We start from the raw sequence: 18,030 nt of genomic DNA, 5'->3' as shown, positions 1-18,030 counted from the left end.
CGCTCCGGTCCGTGACCCCGATCACAGTACGGGCAACAGCCCTGCAACAGCCCCGCTCTAACGGGCATGACGCGCCGTCAGCCCGGCTGTCCGCTCAGGGCCGGGCGACCGGCACGCCGTCGGGGTGGCCGGCCAGGAGTGCGGCGAGGTGGTCGGCGCAGCGTAGTGCGGCCTGTTCCATTGCGGCGTGGGTCATGCCGGCGACGTGCGGGGTGAGCAGGGCGTTCGGGAGGCCGCAGAGCGGGGAGGCGAATGCGGCGTGCTCGTGTTCGAAGGTGTCGACGGCCGCGCCCGCCAGCGGGTGGGCGGGGTCGCGCAGGGCCGCCGCGAGGGCGTGCTCGTCGACCAGGCCGCCGCGGGCCGTGTTCACCAGCAGTGCGCCGGGCCGCAGCAGGGCCAACTCCGTGGGGCCGAGCAGGCCGTGGGTGTCGGCGGTCAGCGGCAGGTGCAGCGACAGTACGTCACTGGCGGCCAACAGCTGCTCCAGCGAGCCGAGTTGCTCGACTCCCTCGATCCGTACGGGGTTTCGGGACCAGCCGAGCACCCGCATGCCGAGCGTCGAGGCCCGGACGGCCAGTGCTCGGCCGATCCGGCCGAGTCCGGCCACGCCGAGGGTGAGTTCGGACAGGCCGCGGGCCGGCGGGGGAGAGGTCCAACGCCCCTGGTGGGCGGCCGCGTTCAGGTCGACCAGGCGGCGGGTCAGGGCCAGGATCTGGCCGAGCGCGAACTCGGCGACGGCGACCGCGTTCGACCCGGGGGTGTGCGTCACCGTCACGCCGAGCCGGGCGGCGGCGGCCAGGTCGACGTGGTCGGTGCCGGCGCCCGCCCGGCCGATCACCCGCAGCGGCCGGGCCAGTGCCCGATCGGTGGCCGCCGTCAGGAAGCCGGCCCGCAGCGGCACTCCGGCCCGGGACTTGAGGGCGTCGAAGCCCCGCCCGCCGTCCCGCACCGCGTCGCGCAGGCCCGACTCGTCGAAGGGGTCGAAGTCGGTGAAGGAGAGCCGCCCGGCCCAGGCGGCCCGCGCCGCTGCCGGGTCCGCCACCCGGCGCAGGTTCAGCGTCAGGTCGAGACCGTGGCCGAGCAGCCGGTCGAGTTCCCGCCCGAGCAGTTCCCCGGGTGCCGCGTCCAGCAGCAGGACCCGCCCGTTCACATCGGAAGCGAGCGCAGGCGGACCGGTCCGGCCGGCCAGGCGACGCCCGGGGAAAGCGGTTTCCACATCGCGCCGAGCGGGACGGGAGCGGGACCGTCGGGCTGATCGGCCGTCACCGCCTCGGGGAGGGCGTGCCAGCCGAGGCGGGCGTAGAGCGGGGACCGGTCCGGGAAGCAGAACAGCAGCGCCCGGTCCAGGCCGTCGGCGCGGGCGGCGTTCAGCGCGCCGGTGACGGCGATCCGGGCCAGCCCGCGGCCGCGCAGCGCGGGATCGACGAGGACGCCGCCGAGGCCCGCGACCTCGAAGCGCTGCCCGCCGACCTCCACCGGCACCACCACGAACCCGGCGTGCGCGACCACCCGGCCCTCGTGCCGGACCCCGAAGTGCCGGTCCTTGGGCCGCCAGGTCCCACCGAGCGGACCGGTCCCGAACGGGTCGTCCGCGCCGCCGGCCAGCGCCCGGATCTCCGCCGGGCCCCACTCGGCGAGCTCCGTCGCCGCCGCGAACTGCTCCACGTCATCCATCCGTTCCGTCTCCTCCACGTCCTACGAGCAGTCGCAGCCGCACCCGTCGCACCCGCAGCAGTCGCATCCGCCGCAGCAGCCGTCGTCACCGCAGCAGCCCCCGTCGCAGCCGCTGCAGCAGTCGCACGCGTCGCAGCAGGAGTCGCAGTTGCGCTGGCAGAAGCCCTTGCGGCGCTCCCGGGAGAACGGGTGGTCGTGCTCGCAGCACAGCAACTGGCAGGTGCAGGCCATCGTCAGCCAGGCCGCGCAGCCGGCTATCAGACCCCGGTGCGGCTTCGGGGGCACCGGCGGCAGCTGCGGACCCGACGGAGCGTCAGGACCCGACGGGGCGGCAGGACCCGACGGCGCATCAGGGTCCGTCGGCGTGGACGGCCCGCCCGACCCGCCGGCACCCGACCCGCCGGCGCCCGTCCCGGCGGGCGTCGACCCGGCCGGCGCCTGGTGCGCGCACGCGTGCCCGGCCCGGCCGAACACCCGGTCCACCGCCTCGCCGGTCTCGTGCGCCAGCAGCCGGTGCACCAGCGCCCGGTCGGTGAACTCCACCTCCGCCAGGGCGAGTTTGATGCCGTGCACGGCGTCCCGGCAGAGCCGCCGGGCCTCCTGCTGGGAGGTGCCCGTCACGGTGAGCGGGTTCCACAGGCCCTGCGCCTCGTCCTGCTGCCGGTCCTCGGCCGCGTCGAGCAGGTGCGCCAGCCGTCCGAACAGCCGGCCCGCCTCGGCGAGCGCCGCCGCGTTGCCCGGACGCCCGGCCAGCACGGCGGTGTGGGCGAAGGCCGCCGCCGTCGCCTCCTCGGTCGGCGCGGTCGCCAGCAGCAGCGGACCGCCGGCCGTCACCAGCCGCTCCGCCTCCTCCTGCCGGGACGCCGCCGCCAGCAGCACGCCGGTGTCGAACCCGACGGCGGCCGCGCTGCCCGCGCTCTGCCGCTCCCAGCGCCTGGTCACCCGGCGCGCCCCGCCGCGACCGGGCGGCGCGCGAACAGGCCGTCCCCGTCCAGCACGTGGTCCCGGACCTTCACCGAGGCGAGCGCGAGCGACACCGCCGCCGCCAGTCGCGCCCCCTCGCCCCGGGCCACCGGGGCCGTCCGCATCCCGCGCAGCGGGCACGGGCCCGCCGTCCGCCGGTCCGCCTCGCGCGGGGACTGCGCCTCGACCAGCACCGAGACGACCAGGCCGTCGTAGTTGGTCGCGGTCCGCGCCAACTGGCCGTGGTCGTCCCGCAGGGCCAGGCACAGCCCGCACAGGTGCGCCAGCCAGGAGGCGTGCAGACGCTCCGACAGCCGGTGCCGACACGGCCTGATGATCCCGAACAATGCCCCGCCCCTTCCGACCCCCCCGTCCGCCATGATCGGCGGTCATCCTAGTGACGCACCCTCACCGCCGAAGGTTCCGGCCCCCGCCGAACCCGCCGAACCCGCCGAACCCGCCGAACCCGCCGAACCCGCCGAACCTGCCGAACCTGCCGAACCTGCCGAACCCGCCGAACCTGCCGAACCCGCCGTCCGGCAGGGGCGCGGGCTCAGGCGGCGTGCGTCCCGGCGGCCAGTCGCAGGATCTCCGCGGCGACGGCCTCCGGGTCCGCGGCGACCGTGACGTGCGCGGCGCCGTCGAGCGCGGGGTGGGCGCCGACCCGGACGGCGTGCCGGGCGTGGCTGAGCATGGCGAGGTCGTTGATGTCGTTGCCGAAGGCGTTGTAGTGGTCTATGCCCAGCGAGGCCAGGGCCTCCCACTTGTCGGTGGTGCCGGGCGCGAAGTCGATGATCGCCTCGCCGACGTGGTGGTTGACGGAGAGTCCGAGGGCGCGGCAGGACTCGGCCAGGCCGGGCAGGTCGGACGCCGAGACCACCAGGAACTTGACCACGGCGGGCAGTTCGGCGAGGTCGACGCGGCGGCCCAGCCCGTGCGCCTCGACGCGGCCGATGATCGGGTGGTCGGCGGGGCCGGTGTAGGCGTAGTCCCACGGGCCGTCGGCGAGGTAGCCGGCCCCGAACCGCTCGACCTCGCCGAGCAGCGCGGCGAGGTGCGCGGCGGCGAACACGGAGCGCGTCCGGACCTGGCCGCCGACCGAGACCAGGCTGCCGTTGCCGCCTATCAGCGTCGCGCCGGAGAACGCCCCGCCGAGCACCGGGAGCAGGTCGCGGACCGGCCGGGCGGAGGCGAACACCAGGTGGTGGCCGACCCGTTCGCAGGCGTCGAGCGCGGACAGGATGCGGCCGTCGATCGTCCGGCCGTCGAAGCAGAGCGTGCCGTCGATGTCGAAGACCGTGGTGGGGGCGCTGGAAGTGATCATGGTCGAGGGTAACCGGGCGGCGACCGTGCACGACCTACCGGCCTCGGCGCACCGGCTGACGAGCCCTCAGCCGACCGGTTCCCTGTCGGACCGCCGGGTTCGGGAAAGGCGAGGCCGGTGACTCGTCGAAGCCCGGCGGTGGCCCGGACTACCGGGAGCCCGTCGCAGGGCGCGACTTGTAGAACGACTCCTCCAGGTAGGCGACCTCGTGCGGCTGGTAGGGCTCCTCCAGGTGGGCGGCCTCGTCCCCGTCGAGTTCGACCTCCACCGCGGCGATCGCGTCGGCCAGTTGGGCAGGCTTGGTGACCCCGACGACGGGCGAGGTCACCGCCGGGTTGCGCATGACCCAGGCCAGGGCGACCTGGGCCGGGGAGAGGCCCCGCTTGTCCGCGATCTCGTGGACGCGCTCGGCCACCGCCCGGTCCCCGTCGCGGTAGAGGATCTTGCCGCCCGGGTCGGTCTCGGCACGCGCCGTGGTGGTGTCCCGGACCCGGGTCAGCCTGCCCCGCGCGAGCGGGCTCCACGGGATGACACCGATGCCCTGGTCGGCGCAGAGCGGGAGCATCTCCCGCTCCGCTTCTCGGTGGATGAGGTTGTAGTGGTCCTGCATCGACACGAACCGGGTCCAGCCGTTCAGATCAGCCAGGTAGAGGGCCTTGGTGAACTGCCAGGGGTACATCGAAGAAGCCCCGATGTAGCGGACCTTCCCGGACTTGACCGCGTCGTGCAGTGCCTCCAGGGTCTCCTCGACCGGGGTGTCGTAGTCCCAGCGGTGGATCTGGTACAGGTCGATGTAGTCGGTCCCCAACCGCTTCAGGGAGGCGTCGAGCTCGGCGAAGATCGCCTTGCGGGACAGCCCGGCGCCGTTCGGGCCGGGGCGCATCCGCATCCAGACCTTGGTGGCGAGAACGACCTCCTCGCGCCGGGCGAAGTCCTTGACCGCCCGACCGACGATCTCCTCGCTGCTTCCGGCGCTGTACCCATTGGCCGTGTCGAGGAAGTTGACGCCGCCCTCCAGGGCCTGCCTGATGATGGTTCGGCTGGCGTCCGCGCCCAGCGACCAGGGCTCGCCGCCCCGCTCCGGCTCGCCGAAGCTCATGCAGCCGAGAGCGATGGCGGAGACTTCCAGACCGGTCGTGCCGAGTTTGATGTATCGCATGCCCGGAACCTAGGAGTTGGAGTGCACGTCAAGGCAAATCCGGAGGCGCGGGGCACGAGGCGGCCCCCGACCGCACACCGCCCTCGCGGGTCCGTGGCCACGACCGCTCGGCCTACCGGCGGACGCCCTGATCGTCCGCCGGTCCGCCGGCCGGTCCGCCGGTGAAGAGCAGGCCGGCGGGGGAGGAGAGCTGCCACGGGTGGGCCGGCCCGCCGGGAGCCGGGTCGGGGGCGACGGCCAGCGTGTGGCCGGAGTCGAAGGCGAGGCGCAGGCCCCCGGCGGGGGTGACGGTCGCGCCGGTGACGGTGGCCTCCGACAGTGCGCCCAGGGCGCCGGACGGGGCGACGCCGAGCGCCGGGTAGAAGTGGTCGACCTCCGCGCCGCGCAGCAGCCGGAAGTCGTTGCGGACCGTCAGCAGCAGCCCGTCGTCCAGCCGCAGCACCAGGCGGTCGCCGCCGCCCAGCGACCGCACCGCACGGCCCGTCAGCCCCAGCCCCGGCCCGGGCTCGTGGTCACGTTCGTGCGCAGGCCTCGTCGAGCGCTCCATCCCCGTATCCTCCCCCGCCGAGCGCCCCGCTATCCGCACGACGCGCCCGGCCCGGCCGCGCGGGACAGGCCCCGCTCTCCGCACGACGCGCCCGGCCGGCCGCGCGGGACAGGCCCCGCTACGGCCCCGCCACCACCGGCGAGCCGGACTGCGGCACCCCGTTCAGCAGTTCCGCGGGGCCCGCGCCCGGCGGCAGGCCGAGGACGTCCAGGCAGGCGGCCAGCCGCTGCGCGCCGGGCGGGAGCAGGAGGCGCTGCGCCTCCTCCGGGGTGAACAGGCCCCACTCGGCGATCTCCTCCTCCTGCAGCCGGATCGTCGACAGCAGCTCGGACGTCACCGTCCCGCCGTCGAACACCAGGACGGTGCGCGGGAGTTCGTCGCCACGGCCGGGCATCCAGTCGATCGCCAGCAGCCGGCCGGGCTCGCGCTCCCAGCCCAGTTCCTCCCGGGTCTCCCGCCGCGCCGCCTCGCGCGGCAGTTCGAGGTCGGCCTCGATCGAGCCGCCCGGCAGCACCCACACCGACTCGTCGTTCCACGGCGTCAGCCGCACCAGCAGCACCCGGCCGCGTTCGTCCCGGAACAGCATCCGGGCCTTGCCGCGGATCCGCGGGCGGCTGGCGTAGTACGTCTCCCGGTCCATCGGCGGCGGCGGGGCCGGGCGGTCGCCGCCCGGCGGCAGCAGCGCCGCGATCCCGGCGGGGCCGGTGTACACCGGGTCGGGCCACGGCCGCAGGTGCAGCGCCGTGTGACCGGCCGGCATCCCGTCCGCCAGTTCCAGCGGCGCGGCCGACCGCGGGGCCAGCGCGCACGAGCCGATCCGGCGGGAGAGCAGCGGCGCCAGGGCCGGCAGCAGCTGATCGGGCGTCAGGTACACCAGGGCGTCCAGCTCCTCGGCCTCCAGCCGGATCGCCGCCCGCTGCTCCTCGGTGAGCGGGTCCGCCCAGTACAGGAAGGCCGCGATGGGCGGGCGGCGGTGGTTGCGGGACCAGTCCAGGCAGGCGAGTTCGCGTAGCACCGGGGTGATGCCCAGCTCCTCCTGGATCTCCCGGACGGCGGTGTGCCGGGGCGAGGGGTCGGAGGCGTCCCAGCCGCCGCCCGGCACCTCGATCGGGTGCTTGGCCCGGTACGACGCCCGGACCACCATCACCCGGCCCTGCTCGTCGGGGAACAGCACCCCGGCCGCCGCCAACAATCCACGCCCCGTCATCGCCGTGTTCCCCTCGTCCGGGCCGCCAGCCTTCTCCCCGCAAGCATGCCGCAGGACCGGGCGCCCGAACCGCGAACGGCGACGGGCCCGTGACGGCCGGTCAGCTCGTCACGGGCCCGTCGCCGCGGCCCGGTGCGGGGGCCGCCGCGCCGTCAGGCGTTCGCGCCGGTCTCCTGGAGCTGCGCGTACGGCGCGAGCTTGCGGATCGACTCGATGCTCTTCAGGCACTGCTCCCGGGACTCCTCCGGGTCTCCGGTCACCACGACCGCGCCGTTGCTCGCCTTCAGCCGGAACCGGTGGTTGCCCGACTCGTCCACGTACAGCTCGAACTTCCCAGCCATGCCAGTGATTGCCTCTCACTCGGGTACGTCCCCCGAAACGGCACCGTACGGACTGCCCGGGAGCGCCGCCCGCCGGAGCGGGCCATCCGGGGGTGGGCCGCGCGGTCGTGGCGCCCGGCCGCGGCGGCCGGGCCGCGCTCCGGGGGCGCGGGCATCGACAGCAGGTTGCGGAGGATCGAACTCCGGATGTGAATGGACGGCGGGGGCCTCCGTCCGCCATTCTATGGACCGTCAGAATCCGCGCACGAAGCGTGATTTGACGCCGTCCGGCCGGGGGGCCGGACGGATCACACCCTCGGAGAGGCGGACCAGATGGCATTGGCCCCTGAGATCGGGGCGACCCGCCCGGGCCGCAGACGAATACTGCGGCGCGGGGCGGCGGCGGGACTGGCGACCGTCGTGCTCGGGGCGCTGGCGGCGGTGCTGCCGGCCGCGGCGGGGCACGCGGAGTCGGCGCGACAGCTGGTCTACGTCGTCAACCAGAACGGCAATTCGGTCACGGCCTACGACCCGGAGACCGCCGCGGTGGTCGCCACCATCCCGGTCGGCAGCAAGCCGCAGTTCGTGGCCCTGTCGCCGGACGGCGCGCAGGCGTACGTGACCAACAAGGGCAGCAACAGCGTCTCGGTGATCGACACCGTGACCAACACCGTCGCCGGTGACATCCCGGTCGGCGAGGCCCCGATGCCGGTGGCGTTCTCACCGGACGGGGCGCGCGCCTACGTGGCCCACTCGGTCGGTGCCGACCCGGGCGGCATGGACGTGATCGACACGGCCACCCGGAAGGTCACCGGCACCGTTCCGGTCGGCGGCTTCCCGAACATGATCGGGCTGACGCCGGACGGCGGGCTGGCGTACGTCGCCAACTTCTACAGCCGGTCGGTGTCGGTGATCGACACGGCCACCAACGTGGTGGTCGCCACCGTCAGCGACGGCTACAACATGAACCCGGCCGGCCTGGTGGTGAAGCCGGACGGCTCGCTGGTGTACGTGGCCAACTACAACAGCAACACGCTCTCGGTGATCGCCACGGCCACCAACACGATCGTGGCCGTCGTCCCGGTCGGCCAGGGGCCGGAGGGCCTGGCGGTCACGCCGGACGGGCAGTACGTCTACAGCGCCGACACCCGGGACAACGCGGTGTCGGTGGTGGACGTCTCGACCAACCGCAAGATCGCGTCCGTCCCGGTGGGCATCCGGCCGATCGGCATCGCGGCCGACCCGTCCGGTCGCGTCGTGTACGTCACCAACAACACGTCGAACACCGTGTCGGTGATCGACACGGCGACCAACACCGTCACCGCCACCGTGCCCACCGGGTCCGGCCCGTTCGGTCTGGCGGTGGGCAAGCCCGTACCGCCGGCGGTCACCGGGATCGCCCCCGACCACGGTCCGGTGGCGGGCGGCACCACCGTCACGCTGACGGGCAGTCACCTCACGGGCGCCACCGCGGTCTCCTTCGGCGGTGTCGCGGCAACCGAGGTCACGGTCGTCGACGGCTCCACCGTCACCGCGACCGCCCCCGCGCACGCCGCGGGCGCCGTGGACGTCACGCTGACCGTCCGCGGGAGCACGCTGCCCGCCGGGCAGTTCACGTACCAGAGCCCGCCGCCCGCGGTCACCGGCATCACCCCGCTGTTCGGGCCGATGGCCGGCGGCACCACCGTCACCGTCAAGGGCAGCAACCTGACCGGGACGTCGGCGGTCCACTTCGGGGACGTGCCTGCCACGGCGGTCACCGTGGTCAGCGACACGGAGGTCACGGCCACCGTTCCGGCGGGAAGCGAGCCCGGCACGGTCGACGTCACGGTGACCACCCCGTCCGGCACGACCGCTCCCGTGCAGTACCGGTACGAGGCCCCCGCGCCGGTCGTGACCGGCCTCGCGCCGAACCACGGCCCGCTGGCGGGCGGTACGGCCGTCGTCATCACCGGAAAGTACTTCACCGGGACGACCGCCGTCCGCTTCGGGTCGGACACCGCGCAGTCCTACCAGGTCGACAGCGACACGCAGATCACCGCGGCCGCTCCCGAGAACGTCACGCCCGGCGCGGTCGACGTCGTGGTGGTGACCGCGACCGGTTCCAGCGTCGCCGTGCCGTACACCTACGACGTGACGCCGCCCGTGCTGACCGGCATCGCGCCGGACCGCGGCCCGCTGGCCGGCGGCACCGTCGTCACCCTCACCGGCAGCGACCTGAACGGGGCGACGGCCGTGAACTTCGGTTCCGCGCCCGCCACTTCGTTCACCGTCGTCGGCGACGGCCGGATCACCGCCACGGCCCCGGCGGCGAGCGCCGCCGGCCCGGTGGAGATCACCGTCACCACCCCGGCGGCACCACGGCCGGCAAGGCGTTCAGCTACCAGGACCCGGCGGTCACCGGCTCCTTCGTCTTCCACCAGTACTCGGACCCGAAGGCCGGCTCCACGGTGAAGGCGGGCGACAAGGTGACCTACGACCTCTCGGTCGCCCAGCAGGGACCGGACGACGCCATGGGCGCCGGCATCACCGGCGACCTGTCGCAGCTGCTGGACGACGCCGCCTACAACGGGGACGTCACGGCCACCCACGGCACCGCCGAGGTCAAGGACGGGAAGCTGACCTGGACCGGTGACCTGATCGTGGGCGCCAGCGTGACGGTCCGGTTCTCGGTCACCGTGACGGGCAACGGCGACGGCCGGCTGCACAGCGCCGTCACCATCAACGATCCAGGCAGGCGCGGCAGTTGCCGGGCGGAGTCGAGCTGCGAGACCGACCTGACGGTCCAGACCGCGATCACCCCGACACCCACGCCCACGCCGACCGCCACCCCGACGGCCACGGCCACCCCGGGGCCGACGCCGACCGCCACCGGCGGCGGCCGGGCGCCCGGCGGCAACCCGGGCCCGGCCGCGCCGGCCCCGCAGGGGTCGGGCTTCCTGGCGAGCACCGGTGGCGACGTGCTGGCTCCGGCGGCGATCGGTCTCGCGCTGCTGGTGGCGGGCGGGCTCACCGTCGCCCTCACCCGGCGCCGGGGCCGTCGCGCCTGACGGAGGATCGACCTGACGGGCGGGGTGCCCGCGGCAGCCGGCCGCGGGCACCCCGCCCGTCCTCGTTCCGGGCGCGCTGACGGGACATCAGCCCGGCGGCTCGCGGACCACCGCGGCCGCCGGGCGGTCGGTGCGGATGCCCTGGTAGCGGGGTGCGCGCAGGCGGCCGTCGCGGGTCCACTCGGTGAAGCCGACCTGCACGACGAGTTCCGGGCGCACCCAGTGCGGTTTGCGCAGCGGCACCTCCTCGGCGAACGGGCTGACGGGGGAGGCCAGTTGGAGCAGCACGCGGTGCAGGGCGTGCAGCGTGCGGGTGTCGAAGCCGGTGCCGACCTTGCCCGCGTAGCGCAGCCGGCCGTGCTCGTGGTAGCCGAGCAGCAGCGCGCCGAACGCCTCCCGGCTGCCCGCGGGGTCGGTCCAGCCGCCGACCACGAACTCCTGCCCGGTCTCGCACTTCAGCTTGAGCCAGTCGCCGGAGCGGGCGCCCACGTAGCGGCCGGCGGCGCGCTTGGCGATCAGGCCCTCCCAGCCGCGGGCGCAGGCCTCGGCGAGCGAGACGGGGACGCCCGGCTCGGCGGCGGTGTACTCGGACAGCCGCAGCGGAGGGCCGAACTCGACGGCCTCGGTGAGGAGTCGCTTGCGGTCCAGCAGGGGCAGGCCGGTGGTGTCGTGGCCCTGAAGGGCCAGCAGGTCGAACAGCACGTAGTCGACGGTGACGCCGCTGGCCAGCGCCCGGACGGGGTCGTGCAGGCCCATCCGCTGCTGGAGCCGGGCGAAGCTGGTCCGGCCGTGCTCGAAGGCGACGATCTCGCCGTCCACCGCGAAGCGCGGCACGGGCTGCGCGGCGAGCGCCGTCACCAGCTCCGGGTAAGCGCTTTCCAGGTGCTGTCCGGTGCGCGACCGCAGGGTCACCCGCTCGCCGTCCCGCACCGCCAGGGCCCGGATGCCGTCCCACTTCCGTTCCAGCACCCAGCCCTCGTCGAACACCCGCCGGGCGCTCGACACCGCCAGCATCACTCCGCCACCGCTCACCCCGGCAGCCGTTCCCCGCCCGTACCGTCCGCGAATCCGGACCTCACCCGCCCGGCGGCGCGCCACGCCGGTCCGATCATCCGCCGATCGGGAGGGTCCGTCGTACGCTCGACCCGGCCGGACGGAAGGAACAGGGAACCATGGGCGATTCGATCCACGCCGAACTCGACCGCAGGTGCGCCGAGGTGGCACCGCAGGTGGTGACGTGGCGCCAGCACCTGCACCGGCACCCCGAACTGTCCAACCGGGAGGGCGCGACCGCCCGGCTGATCGCCGACCACCTGACCTCCCTCGGCCTGGACGAGGTGCGCACCGGCATCGCCGGGCACGGCGTCGTCGGGGTGCTGCGCGGCGGGCGGCCCGGCACGCGGGTGATCGCGCTGCGGGCCGACACCGACGCGCTGCCGGTGACCGACCTGTGCGGCACCGACTTCGCCTCGACGGCCGTCGACCAGGACTACCCGGGCGGCCCGTTCCCGGTCTCGCACGCCTGCGGGCACGACGGCCACACCGCGATGCTGCTCGGCGCCGCCACGGTGCTCGCCGGGGTGCGCGAACAGCTGCCCGGCACCGTGCTGTTCGTGTTCCAGCCCGCCGAGGAGGGCCCGCCCGTCACCGAGACCGGCGGCGCCCGGCAGATGCTCGTCGAGCGGGCGCTCGCCGACCCCGAGCCCACCATGGTGTTCGGCGTGCACCTCACCCCGCACCCCAAGGGCCACCTCGCCTACCGGGTCGGCAACCAGTACGCCGCGTCCTGCCTGGTCAAGATCACCATCACGGGCCGTCAGGTGCACGGCTCCACCCCCTGGCAGGGCATCGACCCGATGCCGCCCGCCGCCGCGATCATCACCGGCATCGGGCAGCTCTACCGCCAGGTCGACGCCAACCACCCCGTCACCGTCTCCATCGGGCACCTGGAGGACATCGGCCGGTTCAACATCATCGGCGAACACGTCACCCTGTGGGGCACCGTCCGGTGCGCCGTCGAGTCCGACATGGCCGAGGTGCAGCAGCGCCTCGCCCGGCTCGCCGAGCACACCGCGCAGGCCTACGGCTGCACCGCGACCGTCGAACACCTCCAGGACGTGCCCGCCGTGAACAACCGTCAGGAGTGGCTGGACGCCGCGCTGCCCACGCTGCGCCGGGTGGTCGGCGACGAGCGGGTGGTGGAGACCGGCGGGGCGCTCGGCTACGACGACGTCTCCGAGTTCGTCAACGCGTACGGCGGCCTGTACCTGATGCTCGGCGCCCAGGACTCCGAGTTCGACGCCGCCGGGAACATCGTCCCCACCCCCGGCGGCCGCGGCGTGGTGCCGAACCACAACCCGCGCTTCTACCTGGACGACGACACCCTGCCGACGGGCGTCCGCCTGCACGCCCACCTCGCCGTCGACCACCTGGCGGGCCGCATCGAGCCCCCTGCCTGACGTACCGTCAGTCCGTCAAGGCCCTTTCCAGCAGCGGGAGTCGGGCGGTGAGCCAGGCCTGCAGGCGGTCCCAGCGGGACCAGCCGCCGCAGGAGTCGAAGTACGCCACGAACGCGGGCTCCGCGGCGGCGATCCGGCGGCCGACGAAGGCCCGGCAGACGGCGGTGGCCTCCGCCAGGACGGCCGGGAGCGCGGCCCGGTCGGCGGCGGAGAGGCCGTACGCGTCGGCGAACAGCCGCAGCCGGCGCGGGACTTCGAGGTGGGCGCGGCCGGTCTCGGCGGCCGTGTCCGGGTCGAGCACCGGCACCCAGTACCGGGCCGTCATCGCCACGTCCCACAGCGGGCGGCCCGGCGCGGCCAGGTCGAAGTCGATCAGCGCGGCGGCCGCGCCGCCCCGGAACACCACGTTCTCCACGCACACGTCGTTGTGGCAGAGCAGCGGCCCGCCCGCCGGATCCGCCAGCTCCCGCGACCAGCCGGCGCGTCCGTCGAACGGCGTGCGCGCGGCGGCCCGGTGCCAGCGCCGCAGCAGCCGGCCGACCGAGACCAGCGCCTCCTCCCCGAGCGCCCACTCCGGGTACGGCAGGACCGCGACGTCCCCCGGCAGGAACTCCAACTGCTCGCGCCCGCCCGCCGGTTCACCCACCGGCAGCGGAGCCCCGGCGAAGCCGCCGGACCGAAGCGCCGTCAGGAATCCGTGCAGTGCCGCCACCTGCGGCGGCGCGGGCCGCTCCACCACCGCCCCGCGCCGCACCACCGCCCCGGCGTTCGCCAGCCCGCCGGTCAGCTGCTCCTCGTCCATCCGCCGATCCTCCCAGGCCCGGACCGCACCTGGGGTCAGACCAGCCGGGCCGTCACGGTCTTCGGGCGCTGGTACTCCCGGAGGGCGAGGGTGGACAGGTCGGTGCCCGCGCCGCTGGAGCGGCGGCCGCTGTGCGGGAGTTCGGCGGACTGGGCGAGGTGGCAGTTGAGCCAGACCTCGCCGGCGGACAGCCGGTCGGTGAGGGCGAGGCCGGTGGAGAGGTCGGTGGTCCAGACGGAGGCGGCGAGGGCCTGCGGGACGGACTCGGCGAGGGCGACGGCGTGGTCGAGGCCGGTGGCGCGCTGCACGGTCAGCAGCGGGCCGAAGACCTCCTCGACCACGGCCGGGTCGTCGGCGGGCAGGTCGGCGAGGACGGTCGCGGGCCGCCACAGGCCGTCGGTGCGGCCGGGGCCACCCGGACGGTCTTCGCGGCGCTGGCGGCCACGATGCGGTCGTAACGGGCGGCCTGGTCGCGGTTGTTGAGCGGCCCGAAGTCCCGGCCGGCCCGGCGCTCGGCCATCGCGGCGGCGAGCGCGCCGACCGCCGCGTCGTAGGCCTCGTCGAGGACGATGACCCGGGCGGGGGCGGCGCAGCTCTGACCGGCGTTGTAGGTGCAGGCGGCGGCGAGCTGCTGCCACGTGTCGGCGGGAGCGTCGGGCAGCACCAGCACAGGGCTGTTGCCGCCGAGTTCGAGGCTGACGGGGGTGAGTCCGGCGCGGGCGGCGACGTCGGTGCCGCCGGCGGGGCTGCCGGTGAAGGCGATCAGGTCGCAGCCGGCCGCGACCAGCAGCCGGCCGGTCTCCCGGTCGCCGGGCAGGGCGGTCAACACGCCGGGGCCGAGGGCCTGTTCGGCGTGCGCGGCGAGCAGCAGCGCGCTGTCGGGGGTGGTCTCGGCGGGCTTGAGGACCACCGTGTTCCCGGCGGCCAGGGCCGGGCGCAGCGCCAACCGGCCATCAGCAGCGGGTAGTTCCACGGGACGACGGCGGCGACCACGCCGACCGGCTCCCAGCGCACCCAGCTCTGGTGCCCGGCCAGGTAGTCGCCGGCGGCGGGGCGGTGCCGGCCCGGACGGCGCCGCCGTAGAACCGGAACAGGTCGGCGACCTCGGCGACTTCGCCGTCCGTCTCGGACGCGGGCTTGCCGGTGCCCGCGCCCTCGGCGGCGGCGTAGTCCGCGGCGTGCCGCTCGATCAGGTCGGCGAGGGCGGCGAGCCGCCGGTGGCGTTCGCGCGGGGTGAGGGCGGCCCAGCCGGGCCGGGCGTCGCGGGCGGCGCCACGGCGGCGGACACCTCGGGGGCGCGGCCGGGGGCGAGGGAGCGACGGACGTCGCCGGTGCGGGGGTCGATCAGGTCCATCAGTGGTGCTCCAGGGGTTGCACGGTCGGTCGCCCGGCGGGGCGGGGCCGGGATCACAGGTCGTAGGCGCGCAGCCAGAGTTCGAGGGTGAGCAGCAGCCAGAGCTTGCCGCCCTGGCGGGGCAGCAGCAGGCCGCCGCCGCGCATCCAGGTCTCCACCGTGTCGGGCCGGAACAGGCCGCGGGCGCGGGCGGCGGGGCCGAGCAGCAGGTCGCCGGCGAGTTCGCTGAGCGGTCCGCGCAGCCACTGCTGGACGGGCACCCGCATGCCGCTCTTGGGCCGGTAGGTGACGGTGTCGGGCAGCAGGTCCCGCACCGCCTCCTTGAGGATCCACTTCTCCTCGGTACCACGGAGTTTGAGCGCGGGCGGGGTGCCGAACGCGTGGTCGACCACCTGCCGGTCGAAGAGCGGCGAGCGCCCCTGGACGCCCTGCGAGGAGGTCAGCCGCTCGACCTTGGTGAGGATGTGGTGGGCGCCCTTGGTGCGCAGGTTGCAGTGCAGCAACTGGTCGAGCAGGGACGGCATCCGCCGGTCCGTCAGGTACGGCGCGACGTGCCGGCGCGGGTGCGCGTCGGGGCCGAGCGCGTCCAGTGCGGCCAGGGCCTCGCCGGTGAGCAGCACCGGCAGGTCCTCCCAACACTTGCGGTAGGTGTGCAAGTAGGCGTCGGCGCGGGCCTGTTCGGACGGGTCCTCGCGGAGCAGCTCGAAGACCAGCATGGCCAGGTTCTTCGGGCCGCCGAACACCGGGTCGCCGCCCTCGCCGTTCAGCGAGACGCTCAGGCCGTCCCCGGCGACGGCTTCGGCGAGCATCAGGTTGGGTACGGTCAGCGGGTCGCCGACCGGGCTGTCGAGCAGCGCGACGGTGTCGGCGAGCCGGGCCGCGACCTGTTCGCCGGGCACGGTCAGCACCCGGTGCCGGGTGTCGCAGTGGGCGGCGACCAGTCCCGAGTAGCCCAGCTCGTTGGGCAGTTCGTTGCCGAAGCTGATCGAGTAGGTGTGCACCGGCCGGTCGTGCAGCCGGGCGGCCAGCGCCGTCACCAGCGAACTGTCCACGCCGCCGGACAGCAGCACCGCGACGTCCTCGCCGGCCGGCAGCCGCCGCGCCACCGCCTGCTCCAGCAACTCCAGCAGCTCGGACGCGTACTGACCGGTCGTCAGCTCGGCCCCGGCGGTGCGGTGCTGCGGCTCCCAGAACTCCTCGGTGCGGACCGAGCCGTCCGCGCCGAGCCGGGTCACCCTGCCCGGCAGTAGTTCGGACACGCCGCGCAGCAGCGTCTCGGTGCCCGGCAGGTAGGCGAAGGTGAGGAAGGAGCGGACGGCGGCCAGGTCCAACCCGGTGTCCACGTCCGGGCGTTCGCGCAGCGCGCGGAGCGAGCTGGAGACCGCCCAGCCGCCGTCCCGGGTGCGGCAGTGGAAGGCGGTGCGGGCGCCGACGTGGTCGCGGAGCAGCACCAGGTCCGGGCCGTCCAGCACCGCGAGGGTGAACATGCCGTCCGCGGTCCGCAGCCCGTCCGGGCCCAGCGCCAGCCAGCAGCGCAGCAGCAACTCGCCGTCCGGGCAGGCCGGTTCGGCCGGCCGGCCAGCGGCGGACAGGGCGGCGAGCAGCTCCGCCCGGTTGTGCAGGGTGACTTCGCCGACGGCGGTCCGGCCGTCCACGGTGAACGGGCCGTCCGCGAAACCGGGCACGCCCGTCAGCAGGGCGGCCGAGGTGCGGCGGCCGCCGGTCTCGAACGGGCCCGCCACCAGGCCGGGTTCGGGCCGTCGGTGGCCGCCGGCCGGCAGTGCGAGCACGGTGTAGCGGGCCGGGGCGCGCACCGCCGCGGGGGCGGGCGCGGCGAGGCGCTGCGACTCAGCCAAAGTCGTCCCCGTCCCAGCCGTCGCCGCCGTCCGAGGCGTCGTGCCCGTCGCCGCCGTCCCCGGCCGTGCCGAAGCCGTCGTGGTCGTCGAAACCGTCGTCGAAGCCGTCGCCGCTGTCACCACCGCCGCCGCCGTCGCCACCGCCGTCACCGCCCGAGGAGCGGGCGCGCTCGGCCTCCCGGCGCAGTTCCTCCTCCTCGTCGGGGGAGAGCAGTTCGGGCGCGTAGTGGACGGCCGCGATGCCCGCGCCGAGGCCGAGCGCGCCGAGCACCACGCCGACCCGGCCCGGGAAGGAGCTGCGGTTGACCAGCACGTACTGGCCCTGGCCCCACACCGTGCGGCCGTAGCCGATGTCGCGGCCGTAGCCGGCCCGGCCGTCCGCGTGCAGGCGCTTGACCAGGTCGCGGCCCAGGCGCTCGTCGGTGCCCGAGTCGCCCCGGTCGTCGCGCCAGTGGATCCGGCCGTCGGCGCCGCGGCTGCGCCATTCGCTGCGGCCGTCGGAGTACCGGCGGTGCACCGTGCCGTCCGCCAACAACTCGTCGCTGTAGGTGATTTCGGGTGGCTGAGTCATCGTCCACGGTCCTCGGGGGTCAGGGCGTCGGCCAGGTCAGGAAGCCGGTGTCGCGGGCCCGGGTGGGCGCGGCCGGACGGGCGGGCGGGGCGAAGCCGCCGCCGCGGACGGTGCGCAGCACGGTCCGCAGCAGCCGGGCCGGGCGGACGGCAGCGAGCTCCGCGACCCGGCCGCTCGCCAGCCAGGCCCGCTCGGCGGCCGGCAGCTCGGCGGGCAACTCCGCGGCTTCGCACGGGGGTTGACCGGCGAGCGCGGCCAGGTGCAGGGCGGCGGCGTGCCGCGGCAGCAGGCCCATGGTGCGGACCCGGAGCCGGGGGCCGGCGTGCTCGCGCACCCGGCCGAACAGGTCCAGCCCGGCCGGCGAGGCGTCGTGCAGCACGTGCACCACGGCGTCCCCGGCCCGTTCCAGGGCGGCCACCAGCCGGGCCTCCAGCGGCAGCCGGCCGGCCGTGAGAATCGGGCAACCCCCTTCCAGGTGCAGCCGGTTGGCCAGCAGCATGGCGGCGATCGCCGGGTCCTGGCAGACCAGCAGCCGGGGGAACGCGTAGTCGTACAGGTCGCCCTCCGGCCCGGGCCGGTGCGGGCGGGGCTCCACCAGGCCGGGCAGGACGGGGAGTCGGGGCTGCCGGGCGAGCGAGGCCGCGAACCGCTCGGCGGACAGCAGCGGCCGGGTGGTGTACCGCAGCCGGTGCGGGCCGCGGTGCAGCGGGAACAGCGTCCGGTCGGTCTCGTAGTACAACTGCC

Annotated in this window: 17 protein-coding genes and 3 pseudogenes; 3 read left to right on the top strand and 17 right to left on the bottom strand. The window is 75.2% G+C overall.

Annotated features, from left to right (window positions below; all coding sequences use genetic code 11):
- Nucleotides 1-94: 94 nt before the first annotated feature.
- The 8 genes and pseudogenes from KCH_RS04340 to KCH_RS04305 form a co-directional block, all read right to left on the bottom strand.
- Complete coding sequence (locus tag KCH_RS04340; protein ID WP_035859174.1) at nucleotides 95-1,150, bottom strand: NAD(P)-dependent oxidoreductase; 1,056 nt, start codon at nucleotides 1,148-1,150, stop codon at nucleotides 95-97.
- Nucleotides 1,147-1,674, bottom strand: a complete 528-nt coding sequence (locus KCH_RS04335) for a GNAT family N-acetyltransferase (RefSeq protein WP_035859171.1) — start codon at nucleotides 1,672-1,674, stop codon at nucleotides 1,147-1,149. Before KCH_RS04335 ends, KCH_RS04340 begins: the two co-directional genes overlap by 4 nt.
- Nucleotides 1,675-1,695: 21 nt before the next feature.
- Nucleotides 1,696-2,984, bottom strand: a pseudogene (locus KCH_RS04330) (DUF5685 family protein).
- A 206-nt stretch (nucleotides 2,985-3,190) separates the two neighbouring features.
- Entirely contained in the window at nucleotides 3,191-3,961 is a 771-nt protein-coding gene (locus KCH_RS04325; protein WP_035859169.1) for an HAD hydrolase family protein, read from the bottom strand.
- Nucleotides 3,962-4,109: 148 nt separating this feature from the next.
- Nucleotides 4,110-5,120: an aldo/keto reductase gene (locus KCH_RS04320; RefSeq protein WP_035859165.1), complete on the bottom strand. Its 1,011-nt coding sequence runs from the start codon at nucleotides 5,118-5,120 to the stop codon at nucleotides 4,110-4,112.
- 112 nt (nucleotides 5,121-5,232) lie between these two features.
- A complete protein-coding gene (locus KCH_RS04315) occupies nucleotides 5,233-5,667 on the bottom strand; it encodes a DUF6188 family protein (RefSeq protein ID WP_157031891.1) in 435 nt (144 codons plus the stop codon).
- A gap of 118 nt (nucleotides 5,668-5,785) precedes the next feature.
- Nucleotides 5,786-6,874, bottom strand: coding sequence for an NUDIX hydrolase (locus KCH_RS39115; protein WP_084223233.1), 1,089 nt, complete (start codon nucleotides 6,872-6,874; stop codon nucleotides 5,786-5,788).
- 152 nt (nucleotides 6,875-7,026) lie between these two features.
- A complete protein-coding gene (locus KCH_RS04305) occupies nucleotides 7,027-7,215 on the bottom strand; it encodes a YegP family protein (protein WP_035859161.1) in 189 nt (62 codons plus the stop codon).
- 312 nt (nucleotides 7,216-7,527) lie between these two features.
- Between KCH_RS04305 and KCH_RS04300 the strand changes: the two genes are divergently transcribed.
- Together KCH_RS04300 and KCH_RS04295 are read left to right on the top strand one after the other, a co-directional pair.
- Complete coding sequence (locus tag KCH_RS04300) at nucleotides 7,528-9,648, top strand: IPT/TIG domain-containing protein (RefSeq protein WP_157031890.1); 2,121 nt, start codon at nucleotides 7,528-7,530, stop codon at nucleotides 9,646-9,648.
- A gap of 14 nt (nucleotides 9,649-9,662) precedes the next feature.
- A complete protein-coding gene (locus KCH_RS04295) occupies nucleotides 9,663-10,244 on the top strand; it encodes a DUF11 domain-containing protein (protein ID WP_157031889.1) in 582 nt (193 codons plus the stop codon).
- 87 nt (nucleotides 10,245-10,331) lie between these two features.
- On the opposite strand, the gene ligD is transcribed toward KCH_RS04295, so the two are convergent.
- On the bottom strand, nucleotides 10,332-11,258 hold the full coding sequence (ligD, locus tag KCH_RS04290; RefSeq protein WP_084223229.1) for a non-homologous end-joining DNA ligase: 927 nt from the start codon (nucleotides 11,256-11,258) through the stop codon (nucleotides 10,332-10,334).
- 158 nt (nucleotides 11,259-11,416) lie between these two features.
- Here ligD and KCH_RS04285 point away from each other — a divergent pair, with 158 nt between their 5' ends.
- Nucleotides 11,417-12,703: a M20 metallopeptidase family protein gene (locus KCH_RS04285; protein WP_035859146.1), complete on the top strand. Its 1,287-nt coding sequence runs from the start codon at nucleotides 11,417-11,419 to the stop codon at nucleotides 12,701-12,703.
- A gap of 7 nt (nucleotides 12,704-12,710) precedes the next feature.
- Here the strand turns inward: KCH_RS04285 and KCH_RS04280 are convergent, their stop codons facing one another.
- The 8 genes and pseudogenes from KCH_RS04280 to KCH_RS42265 all read right to left on the bottom strand — a co-directional run.
- Nucleotides 12,711-13,505 carry a phosphotransferase gene (locus tag KCH_RS04280; RefSeq protein ID WP_035859143.1) on the bottom strand — a complete coding sequence of 265 codons (795 nt, stop codon included), beginning with the start codon at nucleotides 13,503-13,505 and terminating at the stop codon, nucleotides 12,711-12,713.
- A gap of 35 nt (nucleotides 13,506-13,540) precedes the next feature.
- Nucleotides 13,541-13,867 carry an aldehyde dehydrogenase family protein gene (locus KCH_RS45850; protein ID WP_279635936.1) on the bottom strand — a complete coding sequence of 109 codons (327 nt, stop codon included), beginning with the start codon at nucleotides 13,865-13,867 and terminating at the stop codon, nucleotides 13,541-13,543.
- Nucleotides 13,816-14,498, bottom strand: a pseudogene (locus KCH_RS45845) (aldehyde dehydrogenase family protein). Before KCH_RS45845 ends, KCH_RS45850 begins: the two are co-directional and overlap by 52 nt.
- Nucleotides 14,459-14,716: pseudogene (locus tag KCH_RS45840) on the bottom strand (aldehyde dehydrogenase family protein); the annotation flags it as partial. The pseudogenes KCH_RS45840 and KCH_RS45845, both read right to left, overlap by 40 nt.
- Complete coding sequence (locus tag KCH_RS43930) at nucleotides 14,695-14,859, bottom strand: hypothetical protein (RefSeq protein WP_244305741.1); 165 nt, start codon at nucleotides 14,857-14,859, stop codon at nucleotides 14,695-14,697. The gene KCH_RS43930 and the pseudogene KCH_RS45840, both read right to left, overlap by 22 nt.
- A gap of 53 nt (nucleotides 14,860-14,912) precedes the next feature.
- Nucleotides 14,913-16,715, bottom strand: coding sequence for an asparagine synthetase B family protein (locus KCH_RS04270; RefSeq protein WP_051652720.1), 1,803 nt, complete (start codon nucleotides 16,713-16,715; stop codon nucleotides 14,913-14,915).
- Nucleotides 16,708-17,286 (bottom strand): hypothetical protein, encoded by a 579-nt coding sequence (locus KCH_RS04265; protein ID WP_035859142.1) that lies wholly within the window; start codon nucleotides 17,284-17,286, stop codon nucleotides 16,708-16,710. The genes KCH_RS04270 and KCH_RS04265 overlap by 8 nt, the downstream gene beginning before the upstream one ends.
- Nucleotides 17,287-17,305: 19 nt before the next feature.
- A partial coding sequence (locus tag KCH_RS42265; RefSeq protein WP_035859139.1) for a hypothetical protein occupies nucleotides 17,306-18,030 on the bottom strand: 725 nt, incomplete at its 5' end.

The organism is Kitasatospora cheerisanensis KCTC 2395 (genome assembly GCF_000696185.1).
Taxonomy (GTDB): domain Bacteria; phylum Actinomycetota; class Actinomycetes; order Streptomycetales; family Streptomycetaceae; genus Kitasatospora; species Kitasatospora cheerisanensis.
Note: the sequence above shows the minus strand (reverse complement) of the source record. Positions and strands in the feature narration are given on the sequence as shown.

Excerpts from the sequence above, each read along its gene's own strand:
- KCH_RS04265 (WP_035859142.1), bottom strand. The coding sequence starts at position 17,286 with ATGACTCAGCCACCCGAAATCACCTACAGCGACGAGTTGTTGGCGGAC.
- ligD (WP_084223229.1), bottom strand. The coding sequence starts at position 11,258 with ATGCTGGCGGTGTCGAGCGCCCGGCGGGTGTTCGACGAGGGCTGGGTG.
- KCH_RS43930 (WP_244305741.1), bottom strand. The coding sequence starts at position 14,859 with ATGGACCTGATCGACCCCCGCACCGGCGACGTCCGTCGCTCCCTCGCC.
- KCH_RS39115 (WP_084223233.1), bottom strand. The coding sequence starts at position 6,874 with ATGACGGGGCGTGGATTGTTGGCGGCGGCCGGGGTGCTGTTCCCCGAC.
- KCH_RS04325 (WP_035859169.1), bottom strand. The coding sequence starts at position 3,961 with ATGATCACTTCCAGCGCCCCCACCACGGTCTTCGACATCGACGGCACG.
- KCH_RS04335 (WP_035859171.1), bottom strand. The coding sequence starts at position 1,674 with ATGGATGACGTGGAGCAGTTCGCGGCGGCGACGGAGCTCGCCGAGTGG.
- KCH_RS04305 (WP_035859161.1), bottom strand. The coding sequence starts at position 7,215 with ATGGCTGGGAAGTTCGAGCTGTACGTGGACGAGTCGGGCAACCACCGG.
- KCH_RS04300 (WP_157031890.1), top strand. The coding sequence starts at position 7,528 with ATGGCATTGGCCCCTGAGATCGGGGCGACCCGCCCGGGCCGCAGACGA.
- KCH_RS04280 (WP_035859143.1), bottom strand. The coding sequence starts at position 13,505 with ATGGACGAGGAGCAGCTGACCGGCGGGCTGGCGAACGCCGGGGCGGTG.
- KCH_RS04285 (WP_035859146.1), top strand. The coding sequence starts at position 11,417 with ATGGGCGATTCGATCCACGCCGAACTCGACCGCAGGTGCGCCGAGGTG.
- KCH_RS04315 (WP_157031891.1), bottom strand. The coding sequence starts at position 5,667 with ATGGAGCGCTCGACGAGGCCTGCGCACGAACGTGACCACGAGCCCGGG.
- KCH_RS04320 (WP_035859165.1), bottom strand. The coding sequence starts at position 5,120 with ATGCGATACATCAAACTCGGCACGACCGGTCTGGAAGTCTCCGCCATC.